Annotated in this window: 9 protein-coding genes and 1 pseudogene; 6 read left to right on the top strand and 4 right to left on the bottom strand. The window is 69.8% G+C overall.

Translation table 11 applies throughout. From position 1 onward, the window contains the following. Positions 1 to 9 precede the first annotated feature (9 nt). The gene (locus tag OG246_RS35965) at positions 10 to 708 is read right to left on the bottom strand and encodes a MerR family transcriptional regulator (RefSeq protein WP_266472937.1); all 699 of its coding nucleotides are present in this window, start codon (positions 706 to 708) and stop codon (positions 10 to 12) included. Between the two features lie 332 nt (positions 709 to 1,040). On the opposite strand from OG246_RS35965, the gene OG246_RS35960 reads away from it, so the two are divergent. Beyond that, positions 1,041 to 1,982, top strand: coding sequence for an adenosine kinase (locus OG246_RS35960; RefSeq protein ID WP_266472936.1), 942 nt, complete (start codon positions 1,041 to 1,043; stop codon positions 1,980 to 1,982). Here OG246_RS35960 and OG246_RS35955 read toward each other — a convergent pair. Then, positions 1,976 to 3,487 (bottom strand): M1 family metallopeptidase, encoded by a 1,512-nt coding sequence (locus OG246_RS35955; RefSeq protein WP_266472935.1) that lies wholly within the window; start codon positions 3,485 to 3,487, stop codon positions 1,976 to 1,978. The two genes, OG246_RS35960 and OG246_RS35955, sit on opposite strands and share 7 nt — an antisense overlap. Before the next feature lie 182 nt (positions 3,488 to 3,669). Between OG246_RS35955 and OG246_RS35950 the strand changes: the two genes are divergently transcribed. The 3 genes from OG246_RS35950 (at position 3,670) to OG246_RS35940 (ending at position 8,665) form a co-directional block, all read left to right on the top strand. Beyond that, entirely contained in the window at positions 3,670 to 5,631 is a 1,962-nt protein-coding gene (locus OG246_RS35950) for a Xaa-Pro dipeptidyl-peptidase (RefSeq protein WP_266472934.1), read from the top strand. Continuing rightward, on the top strand, positions 5,628 to 6,911 hold the full coding sequence (locus OG246_RS35945) for a M14 family metallocarboxypeptidase (protein ID WP_266472933.1): 1,284 nt from the start codon (positions 5,628 to 5,630) through the stop codon (positions 6,909 to 6,911). The genes OG246_RS35950 and OG246_RS35945 overlap by 4 nt, the downstream gene beginning before the upstream one ends. Positions 6,912 to 6,991: 80 nt before the next feature. Then, a complete protein-coding gene (locus OG246_RS35940) occupies positions 6,992 to 8,665 on the top strand; it encodes a BCCT family transporter (protein ID WP_266472932.1) in 1,674 nt (557 codons plus the stop codon). Between the two features lie 60 nt (positions 8,666 to 8,725). Here the strand turns inward: OG246_RS35940 and OG246_RS35935 are convergent, their stop codons facing one another. Next, complete coding sequence (locus tag OG246_RS35935; protein WP_266472931.1) at positions 8,726 to 9,718, bottom strand: FAD-dependent oxidoreductase; 993 nt, start codon at positions 9,716 to 9,718, stop codon at positions 8,726 to 8,728. 66 nt (positions 9,719 to 9,784) lie between these two features. Between OG246_RS35935 and OG246_RS35930 the strand changes: the two genes are divergently transcribed. Beyond that, positions 9,785 to 10,804, top strand: coding sequence for an oxidoreductase (locus OG246_RS35930; protein ID WP_266472930.1), 1,020 nt, complete (start codon positions 9,785 to 9,787; stop codon positions 10,802 to 10,804). 61 nt (positions 10,805 to 10,865) lie between these two features. Further along, positions 10,866 to 12,506: an ABC-F family ATP-binding cassette domain-containing protein gene (locus tag OG246_RS35925; RefSeq protein WP_266472929.1), complete on the top strand. Its 1,641-nt coding sequence runs from the start codon at positions 10,866 to 10,868 to the stop codon at positions 12,504 to 12,506. Positions 12,507 to 12,599: 93 nt separating this feature from the next. Here the strand turns inward: OG246_RS35925 and OG246_RS35920 are convergent. Further along, a pseudogene (locus tag OG246_RS35920) lies at positions 12,600 to 12,756 on the bottom strand (cobyrinic acid a,c-diamide synthase); the annotation flags it as partial. Positions 12,757 to 12,788 lie beyond the last annotated feature (32 nt).

Genomic DNA, 12,788 nt, shown 5'->3' with positions numbered 1-12,788 from the left:
CCGGGTGGCTCAGGACTCCTTGAGCCACTCCCGGAGCTCTTCCTTCAGCGAGCGCTGGAACGTGGTCAGCAGCGCCTGCACCACCAGTGGCTGCATGTGCGCCGACAGTGACTTCACCGCCGCCACGGACTCGCGCTTGCCCACCGCGTCACGCAGCAGCGCGGACAGCTCGTGGGCCGCCGCGCGCGAGTGCTCAAGGAGTACGGTCCGGGCCGCGAGGATCGTCTCGTGCGCGATGGGTACGTCGAGGAGCTGTACGCCGAGCCGCAGCAACCCCGGGTCCACGCGGAACGAGTCCGCGGTCCGAGTGATGACGCTCATCGCGGCGAGCCGGTCCAGCTCCTCCTCGCCCAGTGAGCGCCCTGCCCGCCGCTCCAACTCCTCGCGCGTCACGTCCTCCGCCGCGTCGGGCGCCCAGGAGGCCACCACGGCACGGTGGATGGCGAGGTCGTGGGCGCTCAGGCCGGCCGGCAGCTGCTGGAGATGACGCTCGATCGCGGCCAGCGTCATGCCCTGGCGCTGCAACTCCTCGATGAGCGCGAGCCGGGCCAGATGCTCCTGGCTGTAGTGCCCCACGCGCCGAGGACCGATCACCGGCGGCGGCAGCAGCCCCTTGGTGCTGTAAAAACGGACCGTACGGACCGTGACCCCCGCACGCGCGGCCAGCTCATCGACCGTGAGCGCCGGCTCCTCGGTGTCCGTGGTCATGGCGGATCCTGCCTCTCCGGGTTGTACAGCGGCCAGGTGCAACAGTATTGCTGTCTCACCAGTGTTGTGAAAGCCGCGCCCCGCTGTCCGCCCGGTCGACAGTCACTGTCAGTAGGCCATTGACGCCGCCCTCGGACTGCTGGGTGTGGAGCAGCTCGTCATGGAGCGGCTGGTGAAGCCGGGGATCGCTGTGACGGTGTACGACCACGGGGACTGAGAACCGCCAACGGCCATGCAGAGCAACAGAAATGACTTGCGGAAAGATTCTGCAAGTCATTGCCGGGCCTGGCGGACCCTGCTTGACTCACCTGCTCAGAGCCGAGAGGAACCCCATGAGTACCGAGATCGACGTCCTCGTCCTGGGAGGCGCGGGCGTGGACACGATCGTGTACGTCCCCGAACTCCCGCTCCCGTACGCCGACAGCTACATGATCCGGCCCGGCATCGAGACCCGCGCCGGCCAGAGCGGGGACTTCGTCGCCCTCGGCGTGCACAGCCTGGGCCTGCGCACGCACCACCTCGACATGATCGGCGACGACCACGAGGGCGAGCTGATCCGCGCGCTGCACCGCGACCGGGGCATCCCGCTCACCGAGGTCCACCAGCCCGGCGGCACCAAGCGCGCGGTCAATCTCGTGGACCCCGAAGGACGGCGACTGTCGCTGTACGACGAGAGCCGCTCGCGGGAGACCGACCGGCTCCCGGAGGAGACGGTCCGGGCGCTGGCCGGGGCCAGCCGTCACGCCCATGTCGTCATCACCTACCCGTGCGCCTTCACGCTCCCCGCGCTGCGGGAGGCCGGGGTGACCCTCTCGACCGACCTGCACAACTGGGACGGCGAGAATCCCTACCACGAGCCCTTCGCCTACGCCGCCGACGTCGTGTTCGTATCCACCACCGCGCTGCCCGACCCGGAGCGGACGATGCGGCAGATCGTCGAGCGGGGCCGGGCCGAGGTGGTCGTCGCCATGGCGGGAGCCGACGGCGCGTACCTGCTGGCGGACAACGAGGTGACCCACATCCCGGCGGTCACACCCCCCGCCCCGGTGGTGGACTCCAACGGCGCGGGCGACGCCTTCGCCTCCGCCTTCCTCCTCGGATGGCTGGCCGGCGAGCCGCCCAGGCGTTGCGCCCTGTACGGCGCGGTGGCCGGCGCCCACGCCTGCACCGTGCCGTCGACGCGGGCGGACGCCATCAGCCGCGACGAACTCCTGACCCGCGTCAAGGAGTTGGAAGCCGATGGCGCCCACCCGCCTCACGTCACACCTCAGTGATCGTGCACCGAGTCGGTCGCGGCGATCTTCTTCCAGGACTTCGGCTGAGAAGGAGTCCCCGAAGCAGCCCCGTCCGTCCCCGCGGCCCGAGGGATCGACGCGCCCTGCGCCGCAGGCGCCCCCGGCTTCGACGGCTGGAACAGCCAGGTGTCGAAGAGCGAGCCGAGCGACTGGCCGGACACGTCCTCCGCGTACTTCTGGAAGTCGCCGACCGACGCGTTCCCGTACGCGTGCTCGCTCGGCCACCCCTTCAGGATGGCGAAGAACGCGTCGTCCCCGATCTCGTTGCGCAGCGCCTGAATGGCGAGTGCCCCTCGGTCGTAGACCGCGATGTCGAACTGGTTCTCCGGACCCGGATCCCCGGGCGCGACCGTCCAGAAGGCGTCGTCCGCCGGGTGCGACGCGTACACGTAGTCCGCGAGCTCCTGCGCCGTCCCCTCACCCTCGTGCTCCGACCACAGCCACTGCGCGTACCGGGCGAAGCCCTCGTTGATCCAGATGTCCTTCCACCCGGCGACGGACACCTCGTCCCCGTACCACTGGTGGGCGAGCTCATGGACGACGACCGACACGTTCGAGCCGTTCGCGAACTGGCGCGGGCTGTAGAACGGCCGCGTCTGCGTCTCCAGCGCGTACCCGGTGGTGGTGTTGGGGACGTACCCGCCGAGCGCGTTGAAGGGGTAAGGACCGAAGTACTCCGTGAGGAAGTCGGCGACCTCACCGGTGCGCTCGATGCTCGCCCGCGCCGCCCCGGCGTTGTCGCCCAGGTCCTTGCTGTACGCGTTGATGACCGGGATACCGCTCTCGGTCGTCCCGGTCGTGATGTCGAACTTGCCCACCGCGAGCGTCGCGAGATACGTGGCCTGCGGCTTGTTGGACCGCCAGTTGTAGCGCGTCCAGCCGAGCCGTGAACTGGTCGACTGGAGCGTGCCGTTGGAGATGGCCTGGGTGCCGTCGGGAACGGCCACGGACACGTCGTACGTCGCCTTGTCGAGCGGGTGGTCGTTGCTCGGGAACCACCACCACGCCGCCTCGGGCTCGTTCGCGCCGACGCCGCCGTCCGGCGTGCGGTGCCAGCTGGTGAAGCCGTACGCCGTCTTCGACGACGGCACACCGCTGTAACGCACCACGATGGTCACGGTCTTGCCCTTGGCCAGCGGCGTCTTCGGGGTGATCTCCAGCTCGTGCTCGCCGGACGTGGCGAACGACGCCTTCACGCCGTTCACCCGCACCTCGCTCACATCGAGCAGAAAGTCCAGATTGAAGCGGGAGAGATCCTGCTTGGTGGTCGCCAGGAGGGTCGCCGTACCCTCCAACTCATCCGTCTGCGGCTGGTACTGGAGCCGCAGATCGTAGTGCGAGACGTCGTATCCACCGTTGCCGTAGGCCGGGTAGTAGGGGTCGCCGATGCCCGGCGCTCCGGGGGAGTAGCTGGCCGCCGATGCTGGGATCGCCAGCAGGAAGGAGGCCGCGAGAGCGCCCGGGGCGATGAGTCTGCGGTGCACGTCAAGCTCCAAGTCGTAGGGCCGTGAAGTCTGTTCGGAGCCTATTCAGACCCTGTGGCCCCGGTCATGTCCACGGCCACCCCTGTCACACGATCGCCATTCGGCCGTCATGAGCAATCCCGCCCCAGGGACCTTTCACGGACCCTCTTTTGCACGGGAGTTGACCGGGGTACCTTCCGCGCATGCCGATACGTGCGCGCCGTATGCGCTTCACGACCTGGAGAACGCTCGCGACGGCGGCCACGGCCGCCCTGATGGCAACCCTGCTCACCCCGGTCGCTGCACACAGTGCCCCGCGGGAGAGCACCCCGATCTACTCGTACGACAACGCGATCCGCGAATCCGTGTGGGTGGACACCGGCCTCGACGGCGACAGCGACGGGAAGGCCGACCGCGTCGCCGTCGACATCGTCCGGCCCCGCGAACTCGCCGCGCAGGGCCGCAAGATACCCGTGATCATGGACGCCAGTCCCTACTACTCGTGCTGCGGACGCGGCAACGAGAGCCAGAAGAAGACGTACGACGCGAACGGCAATGTCGTCCAGATGCCGCTGTTCTACGACAACTACTTCGTGCCCCGCGGCTACGCCTTCGTCGGCGTCGACCTGGCCGGCACCAACCGCTCCGACGGCTGCGTGGACGTGGGAGGCCGCTCCGACATCCAGTCCGCGAAGGCCGTCGTCGACTGGCTCAACGGCCGGGCCAAGGCGTACACCACCCGCACCGGGACCGCCACGTCCAAGGCCACCTGGACCAACGGCAAGACCGGCATGATCGGCAAGAGCTGGGACGGCACCATCGCCAACGGCGTTGCCGCCACAGGCGTCAAGGGCCTGGAAACCATCGTGCCGATCAGCGCCATCTCCTCCTGGTACGACTACTACTTCAGCGAGGGCGCCCCGCTCTACGACTCCGGCCCGGACTGGCTGTCCGACTACGTCGACAGCCCCGACGCCCGCACCAAGTGCGCCGCCGTCCAGCAGAAGATCGTCGACGGGGCGCCGCGCACCGGTGACTGGACCCCGTTCTGGACCGAGCGCGACTACGTGAAGGACGCGAGCAAGGTCAAGGCCAGCGTCTTCCTGATCCACGGCGCTCAGGACCTCAACGTCCGCACCCAGCACGTCGGCCCGTGGTGGGACGCCCTCGCCGAGAACGGCGTCGACCGCAAGATCTGGATCTCGCAGACCGGCCACGTCGACCCCTTCGACTTCCGCCGCGCCGAGTGGGTCGACACCCTGCACCGCTGGTTCGACCACGAACTCCTCGGCTACGACAACGGCATCGACGACGAGCCCATGGCCGACATCGAGCGCCACCCCGACCAGTGGGTGACCTCCAGCGTCTGGCCGCCGCGCGCCACCGACACGACCACCCTCCGCCCGGCCACGGGCTCCGCGGCAGGCGTCGGCACCCTCGGGCTGACCAAGGGCTCCGGAACCGAGACCTTCACCGACAACCCGCAGCTGAGCGAGACCGACTGGGCCGCCTACATCGACCAGCCGACCCCCGAGAAGGCCGGGTTCGTCACCCAGCCGCTGACGAAGGACCTGCGTCTGTCCGGCTCGTCGAAGGTGACGGTCACCGCCACCCCGACGACCTCAACGGCCCATCTCACCGCTGTACTTGTCGACCTCGGCCCGGACACCATCCGCGACTACGCCGCCTCCGGTGAGGGCATCAGCACCCTCACCGACCGCACCTGCTGGGGCCCGAGCACGACCGGCGACAGCTCCTGCTTCAAGGTGACGCAGTCGAAGAACGCGGACGTCGACTACACGGTCTTCAGCCGCGGCTGGGCCGACCTCGGCAACTATGCCTCGGCGAAGAAGGGCGTCCCGCTCACCCCCGGCAAGGCGTACACGATCACCCTCGACCTCGCCTTCACCGACCACGTCGTCCCCAAGGGCCACCGGCTCGCCCTGATCGTCGCGGGTACCGACAAGGACCTCATCGACCCGCCGTCGAGCACGCCGACCCTGACGCTCGACCTGGCCCGTACCTCGGCCAAGGTCCCGCTGGTCGGCGGCGCCAAGGCCTTCGCCAAGGCCACGTCGGGTTCCGTCGCGGCTCCGAGCGGCTCCGTCCTCGACGGCGTACGCGACCCGAGCACCGCCCTCCGAGTCCCGGGAGAGACCAGTTGACCGGCTTACGTATCAGCGCCCTGGCCGTGGCGGTCACCGCCACGGCCCTGGCCGCGCCCCTGCTGACCGCACCGGCGTACGCGGCGGAGACCCCGCCGCGCACCGGCTTCGAGCAGACCGACGGCGCCCGCTGGACCAGCCAGCCCGAGGAGCAGGACTTCCTGGCGGCCGTCGACCGGGCGAGCGACCGCGTCTCGGTGGCCCGGATCGGCACGACCAAACAGGGCCGCCCGCTGCAACTGGTCCGCGTGGGCGCCCAACGAGCGGCCACCACCGTGCTCCTGGTGTGCAGCCAGCACGGCGACGAGCCGTCCGGGCGCGAGGCCTGTCTCACCACGATCCGCGACCTGGCGTACGCGAACGACCAGAGCACCCAGCGCTTCCTGCAGAGAACCACCCTGCTGGTGGTGCCCACCGCCAACCCTGACGGCCGCGCCGCCGACACCCGCGGCAACAGTGACGGTCTCGACGTCAATCGCGACCACCTCGCGCTCCAGACCGCCGAGGCCCGCGCGATGGCAGCGGTCGTCCGCGACCGCGAACCCGACGTCGTCTACGACCTGCACGAGTACGGCGCCACGCCCCCGTACTACGACAAGGACCTCTTCGACCTCTGGCCGCGCAACCTCAACACGGACACGGCCGTGCACGACGAGGCGCACACCCTGTCGCTGGACTACGTCCGCCCCGCCGCCCAGGAGGAGGGGTACTCGACGGGCACTTACGGCATCTGGACCGACCCCGTGACCGGCGATCCGATCCAGCAGGTGGCGGGGGACGGCCAGGAACGCATCCTGCGGAACATGTCGGGCGTCAAACACTCCGCGGGACTCCTCATCGAGAGCCGCGTCGACCCCCTCACGGATGCCGAACAGGCCGACCCGGCCCTGAACAACCGTCGCCGAGTCGACTCCCAACTGGCCGCGCTCGGGGGCCTGTTCACTTTCACGGGTGAGCGCCGGCAGCAGGTCGAGGCAGCCACCTCGGCCGCCCGGCTCGCGGGATATCTGGACGCCGGCCCGGTCTACCTCGGCGGCGCGGACAACGACCCGGCCGAACCCGCCGAGGTGATCCAGGACCCGCCCTGCGGATACCGGCTCACGGCGGACCAGTACACGGACCTGAGCGACGAACTCGCCCTCCACGGCGTCCGCGTACGGCAGGAGGCCGACGGCGTACTCGTACCCCTTCGGCAGTCCCTGCGCGCACTCGTCCCGCTGCTCCTCGACGAGCGCGCTCCGTACCACCTCACGGCCGGGGAGCCCGACACCGACTGCTGAGACGCGGAGAACGGCCGTGCCTGTGATAGGGCGTATGGGTGCAATAGCATCCATACGCCCTACCGCGAAAGGCGCTGCCCATGACGGGGCAAGAAGACGAGACGGCCCACGGCGGGCGGACCGATCGCGTGGTGTTCGGCGTCACCGCCGTGCTCACCCTGGCGTTCGTGATCTGGGGCTCGGTCGCCACGGACTCGCTGGAGAGCGCCTCGACCAGGATGCTCAACGGGCTGATCCACAACGGCGGTTGGGCCTTCATGCTGGCCGCCTCCTGCTTCGTGGTCTTCGCCCTCTGGCTCGCGATCAGCCGCTACGGAAGGATCCACCTGGGCGCCGAGGGCGAGGAACCCGAGTTCCGCACGGTGTCGTGGGTCGCGATGATGTTCAGCGCAGTCATGGGAATCGGCCTGATGTTCTACGGCGTGAGCGAGCCGCTGTCGCACTACACGACGCCCCCGCCGGGCACCACCCCCGCCGACTCCGGCGAGCGCATGGAGACGGCGATGGCCACGACCCTCTTCCACTGGACACTGCACCCCTGGGCGATCTACGCGGTGGTCGGCCTCGGCATCGCCTACAGCACCTTCCGCAAACGCCGGCGCCAGACGATCAGCGCGGTCTTCACCCCACTCATCGGCGAGCGGCACGCGAACGGCGCCGCGGGCCGGGTGATCGACATCCTCGCGATCGTCGCCACCGTCTTCGGCTCCGCCGCCTCCCTCGGCCTGGGCGCGCTCCAGATCGGATCCGGATTCACCGAGCTGGACTGGATGGACAAGGTGAGCGACGGTCTGCTCGTCGCGATCATCGCCGTGCTGACGGTGGCGTTCGTCGCCTCGGCCGTCTCCGGCGTCGAGAAGGGCATCCAGTGGCTGTCCAACATCAACATGGTGCTGGCCCTGATCCTCGCGGTCTTCGTGTTCATCGCGGGCCCGACCATCATCGTCCTCGACCTGCTGCCCACCTCGATCTTCGCCTACCTCGGTGACCTGCCCCAGCTCGCCGGACGCACCGAGGCCAGCGGCGGCGAGGGCGTCGCGGCCTGGCTGGGCAGTTGGACCGTCTTCTACTGGGCGTGGTGGATCTCCTGGACGCCGTTCGTCGGCATGTTCATCGCCCGCATCAGCCGCGGCCGCACCATCCGGCAGTTCGTCGGCGGCGTGATCCTCGTCCCCAGCACCGTCAGTCTGGTCTGGTTCGCGGTCTTCGGCGGTACGGCGATGAAGCTGAAGGAGAGCGGACAGCTCGCGGGGGAGTCGACACCCGAGGGCCAACTCTTCGGTGTGCTCGCCGAGTTCCCCGTCGCCACCGCCACCAGCCTCCTCGTGATGATCCTGGTCGGCATCTTCTTCGTCTCCGGAGCAGACGCCGCGTCCATCGTGATGGGCACGCTCTCCCAGAAGGGCGCGCTCGAACCCGGCCGGTTCGTCGTGGTGTTCTGGGGTGTCCTGACCGGTGCCGTCGCCGCCATCATGCTGCTCGTCGGCAGCGAGGGCGACGCGCTCACCGGCCTCCAGAACCTCACGATCCTCGCCGCCGCCCCATTCGTCCTCGTCATGATCGGCATGTGCGTCGCGCTCATGCGTGACCTGCGCAAGGACCCGCTCATGGTGCGGGGGGAGATGGCCTCAGAGGCCATCGAACTCGCCGTGATCGAGGGCCACAAGCAGTACGACGGCGAGTTCGAGATCAGTATCGGTCCGGGGCCCGGTACGGACACGGAGGGGGATCCGATCGGTCACGACCACGGGTGACCAGGTCTGCTCTTCGGCGGCGCCGCGATCGGCGACATCGGGTGTGATCGCAGTCGACCGTCAGCGGGAGGCGAGCGCCGCCGTCTCCCGCGCGCACCCCCACGCCACCGTGACGCCCGCACCGCCGTGACCGTAGTTGTGCACCAACACCCGGCCGTCCGGCAGCGGTTCACGCTCCAGCCGGACCGTGTCACGCACCGGCCGCAGCCCCACCCGGTGGCCGAGCACACGAGCCCCGGCGATCTCGGGGCGCAGCGCCGCACACCGTTTGACGATCTCGGCGGCCACCGCCGGATCGGGCGTCAGCGACCAGTTGTCCTCATCCGCCGTACCGCCAAGGACCAGCCGGTCCCCGTGCGGGAAGAAGTAGGTGCTGTTCCCGGTGTCCGAATCGGTCGAGGCGAGCCAGGTGGTGACACCGGGGTTCTCCACGATCACGAGCTGCCCGCGCACGGGCCGTACGGCCGGATCCGGGACGAGCTCGCGGGCGCCGAGCCCCGTGCAGTTGACGACGACGGGCGCCGCCACGTCCGCGAGGTCGGTCACCAGGCGAACCTCGACCGCCCCTCCCCCAGACTTCGTCCGGGGGGACCCCCATCTCGCTTCGCTCGCCCGCAGGAACCGCTCACGCAGCCACCGCAGATGCACCGGCATGTCCAGCAGCGGCAGCCGGGCCCACAGCCCGGTCCCCGGGTACTCCTCGGCCGTCGAGGCCCGCAGCCCAGGCACCCGGGCGGCGGCCCATGGACCCTGCTCGTCCAGCCGTGACTCGCCCAGTACGCCCTCGACCATGCGTACGCCCGTCTCCTCGGGCCGCGCCGCCAACTCCTCGTACACGGAGAGTGATTGAAGAGCCCAGTGGCGGGCAAGTGCCTTGGGCCGGATGAGGTGCGGCCACCACAGCGCACCCGCAACCGCCGAGGTGGTCCGCTCGGCGGGCTCCCGCGTCCACACCCGTACGCGTCTGCCGCTCTCCGCCAGCACCACGGCCGTCGTCAGCCCGATGACACCGCCGCCCACCACGATCACATCGCCGCTCGGATCGATCCCCACGCGGGGACGGTAGCGGAATATGTCATGCCGTGCTCAGATCACTCCCACTCTGGGGATACTCACACCATGTCTGCCGAGTACGCGACCTTCGGCCTGGCACCGGCGATGCGTGCCGGTGGAGTCCTCGCCAACGGTGACTACCAAGTGCACCGGGACTTCGTCGACTTCATCGTCGACGGACGCCCGCTGCTTTTCCACCTCTCCGACCTCGACGCGGTGTCCCCGCTCGCCTCCGACGTACCACCCGCCATCTTCACCGCGCAGGTGCGCAGCCTCCTGCTGGAGGCCGACGCTCCGCTCACCGGCGGCCGGTACGTCATCTACGGCTGCCCTGAGTGCGAGGGCCTCGAATGCGGTGCCGTCACCGCCGTCATCGAGAAGGCGGGCGACGACTATGTGTGGCGCGACTTCGCCTGGCAGACCGACGAGCGGCCCGATCTGGAGCTCAACGGCTACCACGGGATAGGGCCGTTCCGCTTCCACGGCGCCGAGTACCGCAGCGCCCTGAACTCCCTGCTGAACGGCGACGCAGGACCCCGCCGCCGCGTCCTCCTCATCGGCGCGCGCGTCGCCGTCCTCGCCAAGCTCGCCGCCGCCCTGCGCACCATCGGCATCGGCGCCGACATCACACGGGACGCCACGAACGTCCCGGCCGACGAACTCCGTACATACGGCGCGGTGGCCTTCGGACGGGCCGTCGGAGAGGAGGAACGTGCCGCCGTACGCCGCTCCTTCGAACATGCGAACGTCGAGGTGGCGTACGTCGAAGGCCTCGCCCCGATCATTCCGCTCCTCGTCGCCCAGATAGAACACGCCCTGGACCGCAGCCCGCGCGAGCTGCGCCGGCTCACGCGCCTGGTCGCCGCCGACGGCGAGGCGGGCATCGAGGTCACCTCGACCTGCCGCGTCCAGCTGACGGCGTACCGCCTCGACCGCCTGTACCGCACCCACGCGCAGGAGGTCTTCGACGGAGTCCTGGAGACGGGCCGGCACCGGCTCGCGCTGGATGCCAGGGCCGTGCGGGGAGAGTCCTTCATCGTGGCGCGGACCTCGGGGAGTGTGCTGGTGGAGCCGATGGCCCACTGACTGTGCGCACGGAAAACCGGGGCGAGGGGAGGGCGGCCGGGCCGTTAGGATCGGCCTCCTGATGACTGCCACCCTCGTCGCCAAGAATCTCGCCGCCGGACATGGCGACCGCTCCCTCTTCGCCGGGCTCGACCTGGTCGTCGCGCCCGGCGACGTGATCGGGCTGGTCGGTGCCAACGGCGCGGGCAAGTCCACGCTGCTCCGACTGCTCGCCGGTCTCCTCACCCCCGAACAGGGCGAGCTGCGGCTTTCCCCGCCGTCCGCCACCGTCGGGCACCTGCCGCAGGAACCGGAGCGGCGGGAGGGCGAGACCGTACGGGACTTCCTCGCGCGCCGCACGGGTGTGGCCGAGGCGCAGCGTGTGATGGACGAGGCCACGCAGGCGCTCGTCGACGGCGCGCCCGGCTCGGACGACGCGTACGGGACCAGTCTGGAGCGCTGGCTCGACCTCGGCGGCGCAGACCTCGACGAGCGCGCCGAGGAGGTCACCGACTCCCTCGGGCTCGGCGTCGGCCTCGACCAGCTGATGACCTCCCTGTCCGGCGGCCAGGCGGCCCGCGCCGGACTCGCCTCGCTCCTGCTCTCCCGCTACGACGTGTTCCTCCTCGACGAGCCGACGAACGACCTGGACCTGGACGGCCTGGAGAGGCTCGAGCGATTCGTGAGCGGTCTGCGCGCGGGCACGGTCGTCGTCAGCCACGACCGCGAGTTCCTGACCCGGACGGTCACCAAGGTGCTCGAACTCGACCTGGTGCAACAGCAGATCACGCTGTACGGCGGCGGTTACGAGGCATACCTGGAAGAGCGCGACACCGCGCGACGGCACGCCCGCGAGGACTTCGACGAGTACGCCGACAAGCGGTCGGCGCTCGAAGGCCGAGCCCAGATGCAGCGCTCCTGGATGGACAAGGGCGTGAAGAACGCCCGGCGCAAGGCGAGCAACGACAACGACAAGATCGGCCGCAAGTTCCGCAGCGAGGCCAGCGAGAAGCAGGCCTCGAAGGCGCGGCAGACCCAGCGCATGATCGAACGGCTCGATGTCGTCGAGGAGCCGCGCAAGGAGTGGGAGCTGCGCATGGAGATCGCGGCGGCACCGCGATCCGGCGCGGTCGTCGCCACGCTGCGTGACGCGGAGGTGCGTCGCGGTGACTTCGCCTTCGGCCCGGTGACGCTGCAGATCGACTGGGCGGACCGGGTCGCGGTCACCGGCGCGAACGGTGCGGGCAAGTCGACGCTCCTGGGTGCCCTGCTCGGCCGCGTCCCGCTGGACGCCGGCCATGCCTCCCTCGGCCCCGGTGTCGTCGTCGGTGAGGTCGACCAGGCCCGCAAGCTCTTCCTCGGCACCGAGTCGCTGCTCGACGCGTTCTGCGCGGCCGTCCCCGACACCGAGCCCGCCGAAGTCCGCACCCTCCTGGCCAAGTTCGGCCTCAAGTCCCACCACGTCCTACGCCCGGCAGCCACCCTCTCCCCGGGCGAACGCACCCGCTCCGCCCTCGCCCTCCTCCAGGGCCGAGGCGTCAACCTCCTGGTCCTGGACGAACCGACGAACCACCTCGACCTACAGGCGATCGAGCAGTTGGAATCGGCCCTCGACTCGTACGAGGGCACACTCCTGCTGGTCACCCACGACCGCCGAATGCTGGACGCGGTCCACACGACCCGAAGGCTGGAAGTCGCGGCCGGCAAGGTGACCGAGCGCTAGCGGCGGGTGGGGTTTTTCGCCCCCTCCGCCCCTGCCCATTCCCGTCGCTTGGGGGCTCCGCCCCCAAACCCCCGCTCCTCAAACGCTGGAGGGGCTGAAGATTTCCCCGGCCGCCGCTGAAATCTTTCGCCCCGGCCGGGGAGGATCTTTTAGCCCGTCCGGCGTTTGAGGACGAGGCCGTTCAGGCCGAAAGCGGGGGTCTGGGGGCGGCAGCCCCCGGAAACGGGACGGGTAGGGGCGGAGGGGGCGAAAAACCCTCCACCCCAGCCCCGGCGCCACAGA

The sequence above is a fragment of the Streptomyces sp. NBC_00620 genome (assembly GCF_026341825.1).
Lineage (GTDB): Bacteria > Actinomycetota > Actinomycetes > Streptomycetales > Streptomycetaceae > Streptomyces.
This window is presented reverse-complemented; position numbering and strand designations above follow the sequence as displayed.